Genomic DNA, 18,373 nt, shown 5'->3' with positions numbered 1-18,373 from the left:
TGATTTTTAAAAATGAAATTTATTTATAATATTTATCCACTATACTTTTTAGGTTAATCCCTTTTCCCAATACAGGTTTAAAAATATCTCCTTCGCTCTGCATTCTTTCAATCGCGTTTAAAATATGAAAATCGCTTATTTTTAACCCTTTTTTCACTTCGTCCCAATGAAGTGGCATAGACACTGTCGCTCCTGGTTTGGGGCGGACAGAATATGCGGCTGCGATGGTCGCGTGTGGCCTGTTCTGCAAAAAATCAAGATACATTTTCCCTTTGCGGTCTTTTATGGACCGCTCTAGACTGGTGAATTTAGGAAGCTCATGATGGACTAGCGTGACAATTACCCGGGCAAACTCTTTAGATTGTTCGTAGGTATATTTGCCACCGAGCGGGATATAGATATGAAGCCCTGTAGAGCCACTGGTTTTGCAGTAGCTAGTCGCCCCCATATCATCCAATATGCTCTTTGTGACCTGAGCAGCTTCAACAACCTGATCAAACGAATTTTTGTCCGGATCAAGGTCAATTATACAAAACGACGGATTTTCAGGCTTTTTAACCGTACTGCTCCAGGGGTTCATTTCAATGCAGCCGAGATTTGCCATATAGAGCAATGTGGCTTCGTCCTTGCCCACAAGATAATGACGGTCCTTTTCATCTGTTTCACTGTGGTAGAGATAGGTCTCTGCCCATTCCGGTGCCGTATCAGTCACGTTCTTAAAATAAAAACCTTCGCCTTCAATGCCGTTCGGAAAACGGTTCATACTCTGTGGCCTATCCTTAAGATAGGGCAATATAAATGGAGCAGCCTGATAGTAATAATTGATGAGGTCTCTTTTGGTTATTCCCTCTTTCGGCCAAAACACCTTATCTAAATTGGTAAACTTTAGTTCATGGCCATTTACCTTTCTGACCTGGGTTTTATCGGTCGGATTTAATAGCGTTTTCCGCGGCCCTTTTACTCTGGGTGTAACAATTTTATCTTCCATATCGTCTACCATTTTTTCTGTAGGAGTTTCCTCCTCAAGAATTACTTTTTTGGCACTTTTATCTTCCCGCATTCCGTCAAACGAAGGATGCCGCATAATACCGTCGCTGGTTAATTCCGCAAAGCTCACCTCACAGACAAGTTCAGGTTTAAGCCATGTCACGGTAGCATGTGGCGGATTTGGCCTGAAACGCGAGGGCTTATTGACGTCGGGCTCTTCAGAAAAAGGTGCTTTATTAATAACAAGCGGTTTAAATAGCTTCATCATTTCTTTTTGAAGCTTAACATTAAAGCCAGTACCGACTTTTCCGGTGTAGATCAATTTTTTTCCTTCATAGACGCCTACAAGAAGGCTACTAAACTGCTTACTTGAATCATCATTCAGTGTATACCCGCCTATGACAACTTCCTGTCTTTTGTTTGCTTTAATTTTAAGCCAGTCCTTTGAACGATTATGGATATGATAGGTGCTATCTTTACGCTTCGCCATAATCCCTTCTAAACCAAGCTTTTTAGCTTCCTCCAGAAAATGTATTCCGGAAGTTTCAAAATGTTCACTGACCAGGATGCTGTTGCCTTTGGGAATGATTTCTTTTAAAATTGCCTTACGCTCGAGCAATGTTAGGTCTTTCAGGTCCTGTCCCTGATACCAAAGGATATCGAAAACGTAATAAACCAGATCGCCATCCGCTTCACTCCGCCAATTTTGGAGCGAGCCAAAATTGGCCGTGCCGTTTCCACCTAAAACAACAACTTCCCCATCCAAGATGGCATCTAATTTCAGCTCCTTCAATTGATCATAGATGGGATAGAATTTTTCATTAAAGCTCTTGTCATTACGGGATTTTAGTTCCACCTCACCTTTATTCATAAAAGCTACTGCGCGATATCCATCCCACTTGACTTCATAGATCCAGCCCTCATCATCAAAGGGTTTATCGACCAAGGTAGCGAGCATAGGCTCGATATGGGAATAGAATCTTTGTTTTGGCGCATTTTTTAAAAGTGCCTGAATATTCGTTTTCTTTTTGGAAGTCGCCGTAGGAACAGCTTCAAGCTGATCATTGATTAGCTCAGATGCTTTGTTTTTTGTTGAACGCTTATCTTTTACCGTACTGTCTTTTTTGATAATATGTTTACCATAAACCTGATCGGGTGATTTTTCCATCTGTGGAATTGTCTTGCCTGAGATCACTGATTTATCTTTTGTTGTAATATCTTTCTCACTGGCATATTTATCGTCTAGTTTCATGAGCAGCCACCCGTTATCTCCACGTCCGTGGGCTTTAACAAGAGCGAACTCTCCTTTTAGCTTTTGACCATTGAGCTTAAATTTAAGCTTGCCGGAATAGAGCTGATGCAACAGGTCTTTTTCTTGTTTAGCTACTTCCTTAATGCCACTTTCAGCTGGCTCATACGTCCCTTCATCCCAGACGATCACGGTACCGCCACCGTATTGACCTTTGGGGATCACCCCTTCAAAGTCTCGGTAATCATAGGGATGATCTTCTACCATCATAGCGAGGCGCTTAATACTAGGATCCATAGAAGGTCCTTTTGGCACCGCCCAACTTTTCAGAACACCATCCATCTCAAGACGAAAGTCGTAATGTAAATGAGAGGCATCATGTTTCTGCACAACAAAGCGTAGTTCAGTCCCATTTGGCTGTCCCCCAAACGGCTCCGGGGTTTTCTCTTCAGAACGCTTTTCACGATATTTCGATAGTCCCATAACTATTTATTTACTTTACCCCCATTTTCTCTATAACACAATAGTAGCATGAAAAAGGTTTAAAATATTTCCCTCAAAATGTTGTTAAACTGTTTATTACTATTCATCATTTTGCTTCACAATAACATCTGCTGTATTTCTACCTAATTACAGTTAGGAAAAATTTGAGCGAAAAAGAACATAATAATCTTTGGATTTGACAGCCCGGGACCTGTTCAAAGGGATTGTACAGCATCGGTTAATATAGCGTTTACTGTCAAATTCCGTAAACAATGAAGCTAATCTTCATGAATTGAATTAACTTTACAAACGACAGCAATTTATCCATCATGAAGTTAGAACTATATCAAATAGATTCCTTTACAGAAGAAATTTTCCGGGGAAACCCAGCCTGCGTGGTACCGTTAAAAGAGTGGTTACCCGATGAGACACTGTTTAAAATTACACGTGAAAATGCGGTGGCGGAAACGGCCTTTTTCATAGATAACGGTGATACAATCCATTTAAGATGGTTTACACCTGAAATTGAAATGGACCTATGTGGCCATGCAACCTTAGCGACCGTCCATTGCCTGGTTAAGCACCTAGACTATCAAAAAAGCAAAATTGTTTTTGAAACGCAAGTAGGTGAATTAACTGTTGATATAAAAGACGAAGTTTATTATATGGATTTTCCATCCAGAATGCCACAGCCTTCCGCACTGCCCGACGTTATTAAAAACTCGCTTAACATACAACCCAAAGAGACTTATAAATCAAGAGATTATGTTTTACTATACGAATCTGAGGAAGAGGTCAGAAACATCCACATTAACAGATCCATTTTTGATCTGATTAATCTTGATCCCGGAGGTGTGGTCGTCACAGCAACAGGAAATGACAGTGATTTTGTATCCAGATACTTTACACCGCAATCAACGATCCTCGAAGATCCCGTTACTGGGTCTGCCTATTGTTCCCTTATTCCGTTTTGGGCATCAAGATTGGGCAAGGATACTCTTTTTTCCCGTCAGCTGTCTGAAAGAGAGGGGCAACTTTATTGCGAAAACAAAAACGATAGAGTGATCGTGGCCGGTAAGGCCCGTACGTATTCTCAGGGTTTCATTTGGATCGATTAACGATCATTGCTTTAGAAGTACATCGTTAAAATGCTGTAATAAGAATAAAAAAAAACAACTTTAATCCAAACAGGAAAAAGCGAAGTGATCATAGCTTGTTAACCGATTACATCATTTTAATTCACTAAATTTATAATATGGACAATAAGGTTATAGATAAGGTCGCATTGATCAGCATTTCGGATAAAAAAGTGTTGACGGCACTTTCCAAATCAAAATCAAAGCTCTATTTGCCAGGAGGCAAAAGAGAACCTAATGAATCCGACATAGAATGTCTGAAGCGAGAAATTAAGGAAGAACTCAACGTTGAGGTCCAAGAAGATTCGATCCGTTATTTTGAGACCTTCCAAGCTCCGGCCGATGGCAAAGAGGCCGATGTAATCGTGAAGATGACCTGCTATTTTGCGGATTATTCGGGCACACTACAGGCAGCAAGTGAAATCGATTCATTTGAATGGATAACCCTGAGTGATGTTGGCAGAACCTCTGCCGTCGTCCGACTTATATTGGGAAAATTGAAAGAACTAGACCTGATCAACTAGTGCCAACCGGAGCTGCTGCGACTTTAATGGGCTTAGGATAAATACCAAGTTGTTTGAAAGTTTGTGCATGGCTCAGTAAAACAGTGAGATAAAGACAAAAAACCTTGAGGGGGGATCTCAAGGTTTTTACTACCTGTTATTAACCTAATTTATGAAAAGTATTCTTATAACAACGGTTGATTTGCTTTCGTTTTATTTTTTGTAAAAAAAGGCGTAGTTAGCTTCTCGAACATGGTTTTACCTTCAACCCCCATGTCCATTTAACAACGAAAAGTAACATAAGCTAAAAATATGTCCTGCGCGAAGTTTTAATCATTCTACCACAATAGTTTCTTGATGAATGATAGCCCCACAATGATCTCGCTTGACATATCTATAGACTCCTTTTGGAAGATCTACCTGTAGCGAATCCTTTTTAGAAAGTGATAAGTAAACTGGAATAGCTGTTTTATCCAATTGATATTCCTTTTCATGATAAATGTAAATGGCCGATGTGCCTGATTTGGTCGAATCAGTATTCGGTATACTATAGCTGCGGTTTAAATCTTTTGCTCCAATCACTATTTTATCGCTATTCAGATTATTTGATAAATACAAGTCATAACCATTCAATATCTTTCTCTCGATAACATATACCAAATCATTAACATGGTTAATAGATAAAAACTTAACTTGATTAATTGTGTAAGGGTCAATTTTGCTTAGTTTCTTAAAATATTGAGCCATACTTTTATTTTAAGCAGTATTTAACATCTAATTCAAGATTTAAATTAAATACTTCCCTTTGTTTTTACACAATAATTATTGATCTTAATCATAATATTTTGACGGAAAAAAAGATATGGATTGGATTACACGTGAAAGACCAAAGATCGATAGGATTGCTTGTCCATGGCTGATAAAGCGTTTTATAAATCCGGACGCAAAAATAATATATGCCCCCCTAGATACGGTCTTTGAAATTGCTAAACAAACGAACGCCATTCCGTTTGATATTCCTGGTGTAGAATACAGTCATTATGCAGACGAGTGTACATTTGACTATTTCCTTAAAAAACATGAATTAAACGATCCGGCATTAAAACGAATTGCTGCAATTGTTCGTGGTGCGGACATGGATAGACATGATTTAATGCCACAATCTGCAGGTCTCGAGGCGATTTTTTCAGGTCTAGCTTACAATATCAGGGACGACAATCAGCTTTTGGAGATCGGAATGGTCATTTATGACGGCCTTTATAGCTGGACTCAACACCTCTACCGACTGAAACATGGCAATGAAGGGCCAACTGAGGTTTTGCTCCTTAAAATCTATAATGAACATTTAAATGATAAGCAAAAAGAAAAATCTCCAGAATGGACCGCATTATTGCGGGAAATGATACAGGATCAAATCGATACAAATACAACATTAAGCTTAAATCAACTTTCCGAAGAACTGGATATTAGTTCAAGCTATTTATCACGCGAATTCTCAAAATATTTTGAAAACTTAAATTATGGTGAGTACATCCGTAAAAAAAGAATAGAAAAAGCCATTGAACTTATGTCTGACCGCTCAATTTCCCTTACTGACATTGCCTATCTGACAGGTTTTTCTGATCAAAGTCATTTCACACGCATTTTTAAAAAATTTACAGGAAGTAATCCTTCAGAATATAGGAGGAAATCTTTTAAAAAGTAAGGAATATACAAAATAGTAAAATTTATTCTATTTTGAGATGTTACGTATTAGTTATACTTGCTTTTATAAAGCAGATATTATGAAACTAAACCGATACCACTCCTCTTACCATAAAACTTTTTGTGCAGTGATCATTATTATACTCTTATCATCATTACATTTAAGAGCCCAACAACCGAGCAAACTAGTTGCTTATGTTGGTATAGTAAACCCCATTGTTTCCCTATCATCTGGTACGATAACGCCAAATTTTAAAGATAGCTATCAGGTAGGTATGCCGACAGGTATCAATATACTTAGAGAAGGACACTTGGGATTTTCACTGGAAATGGTTCCCTACATTAAAATAGCATCCGGGAACAGCAAAATGAGCAATTTCTTGTTCCATCCGGGCGTATTATTTCCCATCGGAAAGGAATTCACATTTATCGCTAGGGTTGCATTTGAAACTTCTGGACGATATGGGCTTACACCAGTATTAAGCAAGGTCATAACACATGGTCAGGCTGGAAAACTTTTTCTAGCCACCCCCTTCCCCGTCCGATTTGGCAATGAACAAAAAATTTCTATTGCTGCTGCTTTTCAATTCGGATATATATTCTAAGTCGAATGGTGATCGATTAAAATCCCCAAATCAACAACAATAGTGGTGTTCATTTGTTGCAAGGGATAGCTTATTATTTATACGTAGTAATATTTTTAAAATATAATAGATCAGAATGAATAATTTTAGAAACTTAACGTCACGCAGAACGCTATTGAAAATGGGATTGCTCCTAACAGGCAGCGGACTAGTTGGTCTTAAAACAGTTCATGCGTTTTCTACGACCACGTCGAATACGCCTGATCTAACCGAGGCTGAAATCCAGGGAATTGAAAAGGCTTTAGGAAAGAAAGGAAAATATAATGCAAAAGAAGTTACACATAATACCAGTTTTCCCCGTAATGATCTAGCTGTGACCGTCAAAGGTAAGGATGTTCCTATATCTTTTGGCTTTGGAGGATGGGCTGCGATAAAGAGGACCATGGACGGAAAGAGTGCTGTGCTTATGAGCGATTGTGTTCTACTTCAGGAAGAAGTAAATCCCCTTATTACTGCTGCCCTTGAATCAGGTCTGGAAGTTGGGGCAATCCATAACCATTTCTTTTATGAAGAACCCCGAATCTTTTATATGCACATCCACGGTATGGGGGAACCAGTCGAATTGGCTCAGAAATACGCAACAGCTATCTCAAACACTAAAATAGCTGTTGGAAATCAACCAGCACCACTGAATCAAAAACAAGATCCAGGGGATAAGATATTTAATGTTACCGAATTAAATAACATTATCGGTCATGAGGCCGCGATAAACGGCTCAACAATCAAATATACCGTAGGACGATCCGATTTAAAAATTATGGCAATGGGAGCCGAAATGACATCATCGATCGGTTTAAACAGTTGGGCGTCATTTACCGGATCCGAAAACGAAGCCTATATTGCTGGTGACATCGCAATGTTAGACCATGAGGTCAATCAAGTTATCAGTACTTTAAGGAAACACCATATCGAAATTGTAGCAATCCACAACCATATGCTTGGAGATGATCCACACATGATCTTTCTTCATTACTTTGGAGTCGGTCCTTCTAGGGAGCTGGCACTAGCTTTCAGAGATGCACTTCTTGTACTCGGCAAAAAATCGCATGGACATAATCATTAATCGAATTAATTGATCTATACGCTCCATTGTACTTTTAATAAGACGTGGTGTAATATGCGCTTATTATATACGGCAACGTTAAATTTGACTATAGGATGTCCGCTAATCTATCTTTCTGTAAATAGCGGTAGGTCCATCCATTGCATCGATTGATAGGATAAATTCTTCTGAACTAACGGAATAGATCTGTGGAACGCCATCTTTGACATCATCATATATGATATACGATTCTTCCTTCCCTGTTATTTTACTTAGCTTTCTTTCAATGGAATACAGCCCCTTTTTTGTCATGTTGTTACCCGTCATGAAATAATAATCTTTCACGCCAAATTGTACAATTTTACTATTTCCTTTATCAAAATTTTCCCGCTGCCCGGTAAATCCATTTATGGAAGCTTTTATCTCCCATTTACCAAGAATTGATGCCATTGGCAACTTTTCATCTTTACTGCAGGAAAAAATTACTGCAATTCCGACGACTAATAATGTAACTAATGCCTATCTTCTTTTCATCTCTGTGCCAGATTTATTGATTAGGTTATACTTATTCCAAAGAACGTATTTAGATTACAGAATGCTACAGTTATTAATTCATTGAAAATATTGGCTATTCTTTCTCTTTCCTCTTTATTGATGGAATTTTTTAAAAAAAAAACAACTGTTTATGGTATATAAATTTTATATAACCACTAATTTTATCGTATTTCAAAAAGCTTCATTATATTAGACTTTATTAAACTGATCTAGAATCTTAACCAATACGATGACAACTGAATTATTTGAATTTGAAATTTTAAAGGCTAGCAGAATCAGGTTATTACAAGTAATGGAAACAGTTGATAATACCATATTATTTAAAATTCCAGAGACCTTTAACAATAATATCGTTTGGCAAATTGGCCACTGTATCACTTCTCAGCAGCGGCATATGTACATGCGTAGTGGACTACCAATGCATATATCGCAGGAATTTATGGAGGCATTCAAAATTGGAACGGCACCACATACGTGGAAAAATACGCCAGACATTGATGAAATAAAACATCTATTGCTTTATACAGTAAACCAACTTAGTAAAGATTTAGCATCAGGTATATTTGTTGAATACCAATCGTTCAGCTTACCAATTGGCTTCTCCATCAATAATCATATCCAAGCGCTTCAAGCCGCTAACTTTCACGAAGCCGAGCACAGCGGAATAATATTAAGTTACTTAAAACTTCTAAGGCAATAAGATTTTTCCAGTCTTTCTTTGGGACAGTTATGACACTGGATACGATATCTTGATATGGCTTCAAGGCCAATCGATATTGAATCTACAAAGATATCCATTTTCAGGATGTTAATCTTTAGATAATCATCGCAAAAACTGGGGTTCAAAAAAAGAGTTTTATACTGTCTATTCATTTGTAATTCCCTATTTGACGAGTCTGTACTAGAAGTTTACAAATTAAATAACCATACGCATTTGGCCACAAATTGCTCAAACTTTCGATCCGTATTTCGCATGACCGGGCCATGACCAAAGCATATCATAGAAGGATTTAATCCTGCTAACTTTTGGAGCGATCTGATGTTTTGCTGTTGATCCGACGTGAATATTTTTGGAGGGAGCCCTAGGCCAGGCACTGTAGTGAGCAGGTTCATATTTGTAGCAGCATCCCCGATTATCAATATACCATCCCGCTCACGGAATAAAGAAATATGACCGGCTGAATGGCCTGGAGTTTCTATGATCCGAAAGTTTCCAATGCTATCATTTTCAACGAGTGTACCATCGACTTTATGGCCCTGCCCCGCCCAGTATTTTTGTTGAAGTTTTGCTAACCAATGTTTGGGATTTGGATAGTCATTAGTTACCATACCTGTTTCAGTCCTAAAAATTTCATTTTCATGGCAAAGTAAAGGTATTCCAAATTCATCACATAGTTGATCACTACAGCCCTGATGGTCTGCATGTGCATGCGTAAGCACATGTTGATGGACGGGTATTTTCTGAAGGACTCCCTTCACCGTATTATATGAACTGCGTATCCCACAATCAACCAACACACCCTCTACTATATAGCTGTTGATACTATTTCGTGGCATCAATGGTACATGAAAAACTTCTTGGGCAATTTGATGTAACATAGCTTTTTTTTTGCAAAACTATGGCACTCTATAGAAATAAATAAGGACATTTGTCCTATAATACTTTGGCGCGATGTATTTGTCCCTTCGCTCTTGTAAGAGATCGCTGCGTGATGCCCAGATATGAGGCGAGGTCTTGTGTCGCTATGCGCTGAACGAGCTTTGGTTCATTCGAAAGGACATGATGATATTTATCGAGCGCTGACTTATTATTGTAATTCAGGAGGTATTGTTCCTTTTGGATATATTCCCGTTCCATCACAGCTTGTATAACCTTGTTCCAAGAAGTCACTCGACCAAGCAGATATTGATAGTCAGCATAGTTTATCCGATGAATTATACTATCTTCTACAGCCCTGATACTCCTTCTGGATTTTTCCTGAGCGACAAACTCTGGGAATGAAGTTACAAACTCGTTTTCAAATTTGAAACAGGTTATATTTTCTCTCCCCTCCTTGTCGACGGCATATGCTTTTACCGCACCTCTGGATATAAATCCAATATGACGACAGGGTTCGTCCGCACGAATAAAAAAATCACCCTTTTTCAAATCGTGTGGTTTGAAGAACTGAACAGAAAAATTCACTTCGTCAGCTGACAGTGTTCCTATCGAGAATAGATATTTTATTAGTGCATCCGTCATAGTATCATATTGTGTCTTCTATTGCTGTTCTTAAAAAGCTCGGGGTCCCATACCAAATCCTGCATGCAAAATTAACAATAATCGACTATTGAAAGAAGTTGCTCCCTTTGTTCGGATTTCTCCATTTACCTGTGTCATAATATGCGTATTTAAACGCCCGGATTCTTTTCGCATGGTTGGAGAATATTTCGCGATGATAATTTCTGAAATATCAATATCTTAATATGGAACATTTCCCTTTCTTAGTTTCAAAACAACATCTTGAATTTGAGGCAAGAGTACTAAAATAAGAATGACAAAAATTAAACCTGTTAACATCAGATCATAATAATCCCTAATAGCACGAGCCAATATCTGCTGACCTAACATCTGATTCAAGTAGCCCGAGGATACTATTTTGGACGTATATATATCGCTGCCTGCATTTGCGTATTGTGCCTGAATATCCAATAAGGTAACAGGCAATTGAAGGTTCGTCTCCGTGAGTGATTCCCGAACTTTTTCCCTTACGGATGATTTTGCAAATAATTGAAGTTCGTTGTTAAGCGCCAGACTAGCTGTAAATCCTATGAACCTTGAAAATATACCAATCAGAGAGGCATTGATGGCAATTTTGGAAGGTGCTGACGCGGTGGTAAATGAAACAATCGGAACAAACAACACCCCTGTTGCCGCGCCATACACAAACATAGGCAGAAGGAAGTCGGTTGTTTCACCCTGTACAGAAACAAATAGTATCATATAGGTATAATATACCGCCATCAACCCAAAACCAACAATAATCATCCTGATCAGGTTATACCCCATCAAGACAAATCGAGAAGTGATAAACATACTCAGTGTAGTTCCAGCAATTACAGCAATCCATACGGGAATGGTACTCAATGGATGGTTTCCTAAAATTACTTCAAGATAACCATAGGCTAGCCCAGTGCTTCCTTTAAAAATATAAAAGGTAAAAAGAAGCAAAAGTCCAATAACGAAATTCTTTGCCCTAAAAATCTGTAAATTGATTAGTGGTCGCTTAAGTTTTAGTTCTCTGCTAATAAAAAGAGAAAGAATAATTACATTAACTAAACAAAGTGTGCTGATTAATGAACTATCAAACCATCCCAGTTGACGTCCGTACACAAGGATGTATCCTACGATCAAGATAAAGGACACATAAAATAAATAGCCGATCCAATCCACCTGATACAGTGGTATTTTTCTGGTAAACCTGGCCTTACCGTTCATGGTAAGTAAAACAACACTTGTCAGCATAATGACTACAATAACAAATCCGTAGAATATCCAGTTGAAGTCAAAGAAATAAAGGATGACACTGATATAGATGGAATAAAATGGCACCGCTATTTGTATACTGCCATAAAGGAGGCTATAAGCAATCACACGGGCACGTACAGACTGTAACCTTGGAAAAATAAGCTGTAACACAATGCCCGACATTAATGCACAGGTAATGCCCTGCAAAAACTGACAGAAAACAAATAATATCCAATCTCTGAAATAAAAACAAACCACAGCACATAGCACATTTACCCCAAGTGCCAGCAGTAGATATTCCCGTGGTGCGAAATACTTTACAATTCTAAAATCCAGCGCCAGGAAAGCTACGGTTGAACCATAGATAACGACCATACCATATTGTACATCGGTAGCTTGTATTCCGTAAAAGCCCATCGCGGCACCTAGACTTCCGTAAAAGGCAAAACTAAACAGACTTGTCATGAGAATAGCAAATATGACAGACCTTGCCATCCATTCGGATACCCAGGATTTAAAAATTGGTATTTTGTGTACTTGCATCGTTAATTTTTTAAAATGTAAACATTTGCGTTCATTCCGGCAGATAGCTTAGTTAATTTTTCGGGTATATCGATCAGTTTAATCCGAACAGGAATACGTTGGATGATTTTAACAAAATTACCGGTAGCATTATCTGGCGGAAGCAGCGAATACCGGGATCCTGTGGTTGGCGAAAGGGACTCGATAGTACCTTTGAATTCTTCATTCGGAAAAGCATCGACTTCAATAGATACCGCTTGACCGATTTTGAATTTCCCAATCTGTGTTTCCTTAAAATTTGCCATTACCCACTTTTCCTCGGCTCTGTTCACTAAGAATGCCAATGTCTGTCCGGGCTGTATCAGTTGTCCCGCCTGAATGGTCTTTTTCCCAATTTGTCCATCAAAAGGTGCTGTGATAACGGCATATCGAATATCCAACTCTTGCCTTTTGAGAAGTGCTTCTTTGATCTTTATTTCTGCCTTTATGGCATTGTGCTGTACCCTGAAATCATTTAATTTGGATTCAGCGACGTGTAAAGAAGCTTTGGTCTGGTCATAATCTGATTGGGTGATGGATAAAGTAGCACTGATGTTGTCGAATTTTTGTTGTGTGGTCGATTCGTCCGCCAGTAGATTTTTATAGCGGTCAAATTCTTTTTGCTGCTGGTTCAATCGTGCTTTAGCACCTTCCAATTGGGCCTTAATGACGGCAATGCTTTTAACCTGCGTTTCCTCGCTTGCCGCCAAGATCGGTAATTTGGCCTGCGCGCTCATGAGTTCTGCTGACGCAGCATCTCTCTTTAACCCGTACTCGTCCTGTTCGATCACTACAAGGGTATCGCCTTTTTTTACCTGCTGATTGTCCTTATAATATATTTTACGGATATAGCCCCCTACTTTTGCGTTTATCGGGGAAAGATAGGCATCAATCTGAGCGTCGTTGGTCTGTTCATAGCGATATCCTTCGAAGAAATAAACAGCTGCCCAAATAATAATTCCCACGAAGAATGTGATACCGAGCCATTTGGTTAGGCTTACAACAATTTTATCTGTTTTATTTTTGTTCATGATATTTGTATTAAAGAATTCCGATAATTGCCAATAGCCTGATATGCTTAAGTTTAACGTTTGTTTGTGCTGTTGTCAGATTAAATTTAGCTTCCAACAAAGCATTTTCGGCTTCCAGAAGATCGGTCAGAAGGGATTCCTGGTTTAAGTAGCTACTTCTGATAACACGAGCAGTTTCGGCGGTTTTAATGATATTTTGCTCTGCTGTTTCCATGCTTTCCAAGGCCTGTTTTTGCTGTAAATAAGCCTCTTTTACCTCAAGGTAGATCTCCTGTTTTTTAATATTTGCTTTTTCTCTTGCCTCATTACTGATCACTTGAGCATGAGCGATGGAATGCTTGCTTTTGTATAAATTATCAATAGGAAACTGGACTTTGATCCCGGTCTGACCAAATCCCCATAGATCATTCGAATATGGATAAAATGAAATCTGCGGATAGGTGTAATTGTAAGTTGAATACAAGGAGATTTTGGGTAACAGCGTCGCTTTTACCTGCTTGATGTTCATTTCGCTCAATTTTACAGCGCTATAGGCTATCTTGTATTCCGGCGATTTGTTAAATGCGATGTCTAGATAATCCTCATAACCACCTTGAGTCATAACCTTTAACTCGATTGTATCTTGGTATTTTATTGCAAGCTCAGCATCATTTTCTTTCCCCATCAGGATATTGAGCCGTTGTTTAGCGATTTCAATCTTCTTCGCGATATCAGAAAGGCTGAGTTCCAGTTGCGCTAATTTCACGGAGGTTCTTAATACATCGCTCTTTAGCACGGTGCCATTTTTATGCAAGCTTGCTACCAGTGTCAATTGTTTTTTTTCGGCTTCAATTTCTGCAGCAAGAAAATCCTGGAAATGCAGAAATTTATACAGATCAAAGTAAGCCGCTGCAACATTGTATTTTACACTGTGTTTTTGCAGATCGACTTCATATTGTGTAAGTATCGCTTCTTCCTTTTTCATGGCGATGTTTCTTTTGTCCTTACCACCATTGTAAAGATTGACGTTCAGGCTGTAACCCACGCTGTAACCATAACCTTTTACAGGCACCTCCTGCGGAGAAGAAAATAATCCATTGTCATAGATCAGGAATTTGGAATTGAGTTTTGCATCTCCACCAACAAAAAGCTCAGGCAACAAACGATCTTTCGCTTCCAATATTTCCAAATTGCTCTGCTGAAGATGTAGATCGGATAGTTTCAGTTGACGGTTATTTGTTTCGGCTACTTTCCAAATTTCTTCCAAGCTTAATACCAGCTCATTAGCTATATTTTGGGCATAGAGTGATTGTACAAATAGGGTTAACAATAAGCTCAAAATCGGGACTATTTTATATTGTTTCATCGGTTTTGTTTATATATTTATTTCTTTTTACTAGCCATGGTTTTACAATCTTTTTCAATTCATCAAAAGCAAAAGTTAAATCTACCATTGGCATAAAAGCATAGTTATACCCATAAGCAAACCAGAAAATATTTGCACTGTCAATTCCTTCATCTGAATGATGTAATTTATTAGCAGACTTTTGGTCTTGTGTTTCAAGTTGAAAATCTTTGCGCGATGTTATGATTTTATGTTTCATAATGACTTTACTATTATTACATAGCAAAAGTATCCAGCATGGCGAAGTATCATTTTATATAATTAGCCTAATATTTGTTAAATTTGGCCATATGGAAATTCTGAGCCAAATCATACATATTGTTGATCAAAATCCTGATTCTATCCTGGTGATGCGACAGCAGACAGAACAACGTTTGCCTGCCCACCAGCACAAGAAGGCTCAGTTGTTATTGGTTTATGGCGGGATTGCTTACCTGCAGACTGACGAAAAGGATTTCTATATTCCCTCAAATCATTATATCTGGATACCAAAAAATTATCGGCACAACCTGATGTTCAACACCCAGGACCTGTCTATTATCAATATTTATTTTCCGGAGGAAAGTGCTGGTAATTTTTATGAGGAGTTGGGGATTTATCCGGTGAGTAAGCTGCTGGCAGAAATGCTTTCATTTAGTGAGAAGTGGCAAGGTGATTATTACAAAGGTTCGTGGGAGTTTGAATTTTTAATCACGCTTAAAGGTGTATTATCAAAAGAAAATCTCAAAAAATTCTCCATACAACTTCCTACAACTGACGATCAAAGGCTAAATACCATAATTGAGAGTTTTAGAAATCGACTAAATGAAAATCTAAGCTTAGCTTTTATTGCTCAGCAATCGGGAATGAGTGTTCGTAGTTTGACCAGATTATTCCAAACCAAACTGCACATTACATTTGTTCAGTATTTAAAAATGCTACGGATTATTAAGGCAATGGAATTAATCAACGATACAGATTTGAATATGACCGAGATTGCGTATGATATTGGCTATTCAAATATAGCGGCTTTTAGCAATAACTTTTACTTGCTGACCAACATGAGGCCGACGGAATTTAAAATGAAGTAAGGAATAAAACTTTACAGTCCGCCTGTACTCGCTTTGATCTGCGCATATGGTCAGAACTCTGTCATAGTTCAATACCGATAAGCCCATATCAACTGCAATCGCCCCCTAATCCCTGAAAACTAATGGAGTAACTTTAGTTAAGCGAAATTCTTGATCCATGTCAATCTTTTTTTTCGAGAAAAAAAAGAACTTAGTCTATATATAAAAACAAAAGAAATAATATAAACAGATTTAAAAGGAATAGGATGAAAAAGATAGCAATTAATGGATTTGGTCGCATCGGACGCGCTGCCTTAAAAATAATAACAGAAACTGCCGATCTTGAGGTCGTTGGAATTAATGATCTGATGAGTATTGAAAACGCCGCATATCTGCTTAAGTACGATAGTAACTATGGGAAATATGAAAAAGATGTGCGTATCGAAGGAGATACAATTGTGGTCGATGGAAAGGTGGTTAAATATACAAGTATCAGGGAGATTGAAAAGTTACCTTGGAAAGATATCCAAGCGGATATTGTTATAGAGAGTACGGGTATTTTCACGAACAAAGCGGACGCTGAAAAACATTTGACCTCTGGAGCAAAATTTGTCGTCATTTCGGGTCCGACTAAAGATACGCCGACAGTGGTCCATGGGGTAAATACTGAAGATGGAAGGGTTTCTGTCTTTTCGTGCGCAAGCTGTACTACAAACAATATAAGTCCAGTAATCGAAATATTGGGCAGGAGACTGGGAATAAAAAAAGCAATACTAAATACGACACACGGTTATACAGCTTCACAGGCATTGGTCGACGCTCCATCAAAAAAAGAACCGCGTATGGGACGGGCTGCAGGCATTAACCTTGCCCCCGCGGCCACGGGTGCTGCAATAGCGACGACAAAAGCACTTCCGCAATACGCCGGAAAGTTTGACGGCATAGCTGTGAGGGTACCTGTTCCAGTAGGATCCATCTCCGATATTACGTTTATTGCAGAAAGGTCCACCACAATCGAAGAGATCAACCAAATCTTGATCGAAGAATCAAAAACTGATCGCTATAAAAAGGTGCTAACGGTAACCGACGAGCCCTTGGTATCTACCGATATTATCAAAAGTCCATTTGCAGCGACAGTAGATCTAGAAATGACTCGAGTTGTCGATGGCGATCTGGTAAAAGTGATGGCTTGGTACGACAACGAATGGGGATTTACCAACCAAATGATTAGACAAATTCAATCGATTTAGCGCAATAGCAACGAAAAACTTAACGTGCGAGGGGTTATCTAAAGTGTAATAGCCACTACTTGATCTGACAGTTGGGTGTTCTTAAAAATTGTCAGGTTGCCTATTCGAATATAGTGATGTTTCTTCAAAATCTAAAGATGTGACTTGTTGCTTATTCTCCTGTATTGGATAAGTAACAAGTTGATCTTCTTTTAGTGTCTCCAGCATCTTTTGTTTTGCCAAATGAATTGTATCGTCGAAGGTCTGCATAGGTGTCTTCCCAAAGCAGTACTTTCCAGTGTGGGTACGATCCTGATTATAGTATGCCATCCAACGATCTAGATCATTCTGGAGCTCCTGAATGCTACGATATACCTTCTTTCTGAATGCAACTGCATAAAACTCATCTTGAATAGTACGATGGAAACGTTCACAAATACCATTTGTTTGGGGGCTTTTTGCTTTGGTTTTCGTGTGATCTATATCTTCGATTGCTAAATAGAGCTGATACTCATGCTGATCTCTTACACCACAGTATTCTGTTCCGCGGTCTGTTAATATCCTTAACAATCTTATGTCATGTTGCTCGAAAAATGGTACCACCTGGTCGTTTAATATATCTGCGGCAACTAATGCATTCTTGCGATCATACAGTTTTGTAAAAGCGACTTTGGAATAGGTATCTATGAAAGTTTGCTGATATATATGCCCGACTCCTTTAATATTTCCAACATAATAAGTGTCCTGAGCTCCTAAATATCCAGGATGATACGTTTCTATTTCGCCGTGTGCCTTTTTTTCTTCTTTAGCTTTCTCCAGTGCTATAAGCTGGGCTTCCGTCAAAACAATACCTTCCTGTGCCGATTTTGCTTCTAAAGCCTTTAATCGAAGCTTAAAAGTTTGCAAATCATGACGCATCCATATGCTCCGAACTCCTCCAGGTGATATCAATATCCCTTGCTTTTTTAACTCATTAGATACCCGTAATTGGCCTAAAGCAGGTTGGTCTATGGCTAAATCCACAACAGCTTTTTCAATATGTTCTTCTACTCGGTTCTTTAACACTGGCTTTCTTCTAGAAAGTTCCTGAAGTGCAAGTTCGCCTCCTTGATCATACAATTCTTTGAATCTATAAAAGCTGTCTCTGGAATAGCCCATTACTTTACAGGCTCTTGATACATTTCCTAAATGCTGGGCAAGTTCTAAAACACCCAGTTTGTTCTTGATGATTTTTTCTTGTGTTGTCATAACTCTAATCTATTTTACAGTTGTTAATTTATCGCAACTGTCAGATTAAGTCTTGACTAC

At 38.5% G+C, this 18,373-nt stretch carries 18 protein-coding genes; 8 read left to right on the top strand and 10 right to left on the bottom strand.

Features of this window, described 5'->3' with window-relative positions; all coding sequences use genetic code 11:
• Positions 1 to 19 precede the first annotated feature (19 nt).
• Positions 20 to 2,719: a DNA ligase D gene (gene ligD, locus BGP15_RS26190; RefSeq protein WP_286771183.1), complete on the bottom strand. Its 2,700-nt coding sequence runs from the start codon at positions 2,717 to 2,719 to the stop codon at positions 20 to 22.
• A 329-nt stretch (positions 2,720 to 3,048) separates the two neighbouring features.
• Here ligD and BGP15_RS26185 point away from each other — a divergent pair, with 329 nt between their 5' ends.
• Both BGP15_RS26185 and BGP15_RS26180 read left to right on the top strand, forming a co-directional pair.
• Positions 3,049 to 3,837 (top strand): PhzF family phenazine biosynthesis protein, encoded by a 789-nt coding sequence (locus tag BGP15_RS26185; RefSeq protein WP_286771182.1) that lies wholly within the window; start codon positions 3,049 to 3,051, stop codon positions 3,835 to 3,837.
• Between the two features lie 137 nt (positions 3,838 to 3,974).
• The gene (locus BGP15_RS26180) at positions 3,975 to 4,379 is read left to right on the top strand and encodes an NUDIX hydrolase (protein WP_046675980.1); all 405 of its coding nucleotides are present in this window, start codon (positions 3,975 to 3,977) and stop codon (positions 4,377 to 4,379) included.
• A gap of 312 nt (positions 4,380 to 4,691) precedes the next feature.
• Here the strand turns inward: BGP15_RS26180 and BGP15_RS26175 are convergent, their stop codons facing one another.
• Entirely contained in the window at positions 4,692 to 5,105 is a 414-nt protein-coding gene (locus BGP15_RS26175) for a hypothetical protein (protein WP_286771181.1), read from the bottom strand.
• 115 nt (positions 5,106 to 5,220) lie between these two features.
• Here BGP15_RS26175 and BGP15_RS26170 point away from each other — a divergent pair, with 115 nt between their 5' ends.
• The 3 genes from BGP15_RS26170 (at position 5,221) to BGP15_RS26160 (ending at position 7,769) form a co-directional block, all read left to right on the top strand.
• A complete protein-coding gene (locus tag BGP15_RS26170; protein ID WP_286771180.1) occupies positions 5,221 to 6,063 on the top strand; it encodes a chromate resistance protein ChrB domain-containing protein in 843 nt (280 codons plus the stop codon).
• A gap of 79 nt (positions 6,064 to 6,142) precedes the next feature.
• Positions 6,143 to 6,667, top strand: coding sequence for a hypothetical protein (locus BGP15_RS26165; protein ID WP_286771179.1), 525 nt, complete (start codon positions 6,143 to 6,145; stop codon positions 6,665 to 6,667).
• A gap of 115 nt (positions 6,668 to 6,782) precedes the next feature.
• On the top strand, positions 6,783 to 7,769 hold the full coding sequence (locus BGP15_RS26160) for a DUF1259 domain-containing protein (protein ID WP_286771178.1): 987 nt from the start codon (positions 6,783 to 6,785) through the stop codon (positions 7,767 to 7,769).
• 102 nt (positions 7,770 to 7,871) lie between these two features.
• On the opposite strand, the gene BGP15_RS26155 is transcribed toward BGP15_RS26160, so the two are convergent.
• Positions 7,872 to 8,198, bottom strand: a complete 327-nt coding sequence (locus BGP15_RS26155; protein WP_286771177.1) for a hypothetical protein — start codon at positions 8,196 to 8,198, stop codon at positions 7,872 to 7,874.
• A gap of 334 nt (positions 8,199 to 8,532) precedes the next feature.
• Here BGP15_RS26155 and BGP15_RS26150 point away from each other — a divergent pair, with 334 nt between their 5' ends.
• Entirely contained in the window at positions 8,533 to 9,003 is a 471-nt protein-coding gene (locus tag BGP15_RS26150) for a DinB family protein (protein ID WP_286771176.1), read from the top strand.
• Positions 9,004 to 9,212: 209 nt separating this feature from the next.
• Here the strand turns inward: BGP15_RS26150 and BGP15_RS26145 are convergent, their stop codons facing one another.
• From BGP15_RS26145 to BGP15_RS26120, 6 genes are all read right to left on the bottom strand, one after another.
• The gene (locus BGP15_RS26145) at positions 9,213 to 9,902 is read right to left on the bottom strand and encodes an MBL fold metallo-hydrolase (RefSeq protein ID WP_286771175.1); all 690 of its coding nucleotides are present in this window, start codon (positions 9,900 to 9,902) and stop codon (positions 9,213 to 9,215) included.
• A 55-nt stretch (positions 9,903 to 9,957) separates the two neighbouring features.
• Positions 9,958 to 10,545, bottom strand: coding sequence for a Crp/Fnr family transcriptional regulator (locus BGP15_RS26140; protein WP_286771174.1), 588 nt, complete (start codon positions 10,543 to 10,545; stop codon positions 9,958 to 9,960).
• Positions 10,546 to 10,764: 219 nt separating this feature from the next.
• Positions 10,765 to 12,354 carry an MFS transporter gene (locus tag BGP15_RS26135; RefSeq protein ID WP_286771173.1) on the bottom strand — a complete coding sequence of 530 codons (1,590 nt, stop codon included), beginning with the start codon at positions 12,352 to 12,354 and terminating at the stop codon, positions 10,765 to 10,767.
• Positions 12,355 to 12,356: 2 nt separating this feature from the next.
• Positions 12,357 to 13,403 (bottom strand): HlyD family secretion protein, encoded by a 1,047-nt coding sequence (locus BGP15_RS26130; RefSeq protein ID WP_286771172.1) that lies wholly within the window; start codon positions 13,401 to 13,403, stop codon positions 12,357 to 12,359.
• Positions 13,404 to 13,413: 10 nt separating this feature from the next.
• On the bottom strand, positions 13,414 to 14,748 hold the full coding sequence (locus BGP15_RS26125; RefSeq protein WP_286771171.1) for a TolC family protein: 1,335 nt from the start codon (positions 14,746 to 14,748) through the stop codon (positions 13,414 to 13,416).
• Positions 14,735 to 14,986 (bottom strand): hypothetical protein, encoded by a 252-nt coding sequence (locus BGP15_RS26120; RefSeq protein ID WP_286771170.1) that lies wholly within the window; start codon positions 14,984 to 14,986, stop codon positions 14,735 to 14,737. The genes BGP15_RS26125 and BGP15_RS26120 overlap by 14 nt, the downstream gene beginning before the upstream one ends.
• A gap of 91 nt (positions 14,987 to 15,077) precedes the next feature.
• Between BGP15_RS26120 and BGP15_RS26115 the strand changes: the two genes are divergently transcribed.
• Together BGP15_RS26115 and BGP15_RS26110 are read left to right on the top strand one after the other, a co-directional pair.
• Positions 15,078 to 15,857, top strand: a complete 780-nt coding sequence (locus BGP15_RS26115; protein ID WP_286771169.1) for an AraC family transcriptional regulator — start codon at positions 15,078 to 15,080, stop codon at positions 15,855 to 15,857.
• Positions 15,858 to 16,102: 245 nt separating this feature from the next.
• The gene (locus BGP15_RS26110; protein WP_286771168.1) at positions 16,103 to 17,086 is read left to right on the top strand and encodes a type I glyceraldehyde-3-phosphate dehydrogenase; all 984 of its coding nucleotides are present in this window, start codon (positions 16,103 to 16,105) and stop codon (positions 17,084 to 17,086) included.
• A gap of 81 nt (positions 17,087 to 17,167) precedes the next feature.
• On the opposite strand, the gene BGP15_RS26105 is transcribed toward BGP15_RS26110, so the two are convergent.
• Positions 17,168 to 18,313, bottom strand: coding sequence for an IS481 family transposase (locus BGP15_RS26105; RefSeq protein ID WP_270419924.1), 1,146 nt, complete (start codon positions 18,311 to 18,313; stop codon positions 17,168 to 17,170).
• Positions 18,314 to 18,373 lie beyond the last annotated feature (60 nt).

This window comes from Sphingobacterium sp. 40-24, from assembly GCF_001899705.1.
GTDB classification, from domain to species: Bacteria; Bacteroidota; Bacteroidia; order Sphingobacteriales; family Sphingobacteriaceae; genus Sphingobacterium; species Sphingobacterium multivorum.
The sequence above is the reverse complement of the archived record's forward strand: the minus strand, read 5'-3'. Positions and strand labels throughout refer to the sequence as shown.

Bases quoted from the DNA above. Each gene is read 5' to 3' on its own strand.
- BGP15_RS26105 (WP_270419924.1), bottom strand. From the start codon at position 18,313: ATGACAACACAAGAAAAAATCATCAAGAACAAACTGGGTGTTTTAGAA.
- BGP15_RS26155 (WP_286771177.1), bottom strand. From the start codon at position 8,198: ATGGCATCAATTCTTGGTAAATGGGAGATAAAAGCTTCCATAAATGGA.
- BGP15_RS26150 (WP_286771176.1), top strand. From the start codon at position 8,533: ATGACAACTGAATTATTTGAATTTGAAATTTTAAAGGCTAGCAGAATC.
- BGP15_RS26130 (WP_286771172.1), bottom strand. From the start codon at position 13,403: ATGAACAAAAATAAAACAGATAAAATTGTTGTAAGCCTAACCAAATGG.
- BGP15_RS26170 (WP_286771180.1), top strand. From the start codon at position 5,221: ATGGATTGGATTACACGTGAAAGACCAAAGATCGATAGGATTGCTTGT.
- BGP15_RS26120 (WP_286771170.1), bottom strand. From the start codon at position 14,986: ATGAAACATAAAATCATAACATCGCGCAAAGATTTTCAACTTGAAACA.
- BGP15_RS26115 (WP_286771169.1), top strand. From the start codon at position 15,078: ATGGAAATTCTGAGCCAAATCATACATATTGTTGATCAAAATCCTGAT.
- ligD (WP_286771183.1), bottom strand. From the start codon at position 2,719: ATGGGACTATCGAAATATCGTGAAAAGCGTTCTGAAGAGAAAACCCCG.
- BGP15_RS26110 (WP_286771168.1), top strand. From the start codon at position 16,103: ATGAAAAAGATAGCAATTAATGGATTTGGTCGCATCGGACGCGCTGCC.
- BGP15_RS26145 (WP_286771175.1), bottom strand. From the start codon at position 9,902: ATGTTACATCAAATTGCCCAAGAAGTTTTTCATGTACCATTGATGCCA.
- BGP15_RS26125 (WP_286771171.1), bottom strand. From the start codon at position 14,748: ATGAAACAATATAAAATAGTCCCGATTTTGAGCTTATTGTTAACCCTA.
- BGP15_RS26135 (WP_286771173.1), bottom strand. From the start codon at position 12,354: ATGCAAGTACACAAAATACCAATTTTTAAATCCTGGGTATCCGAATGG.
- BGP15_RS26175 (WP_286771181.1), bottom strand. From the start codon at position 5,105: ATGGCTCAATATTTTAAGAAACTAAGCAAAATTGACCCTTACACAATT.
- BGP15_RS26140 (WP_286771174.1), bottom strand. From the start codon at position 10,545: ATGACGGATGCACTAATAAAATATCTATTCTCGATAGGAACACTGTCA.
- BGP15_RS26180 (WP_046675980.1), top strand. From the start codon at position 3,975: ATGGACAATAAGGTTATAGATAAGGTCGCATTGATCAGCATTTCGGAT.
- BGP15_RS26185 (WP_286771182.1), top strand. From the start codon at position 3,049: ATGAAGTTAGAACTATATCAAATAGATTCCTTTACAGAAGAAATTTTC.
- BGP15_RS26165 (WP_286771179.1), top strand. From the start codon at position 6,143: ATGAAACTAAACCGATACCACTCCTCTTACCATAAAACTTTTTGTGCA.
- BGP15_RS26160 (WP_286771178.1), top strand. From the start codon at position 6,783: ATGAATAATTTTAGAAACTTAACGTCACGCAGAACGCTATTGAAAATG.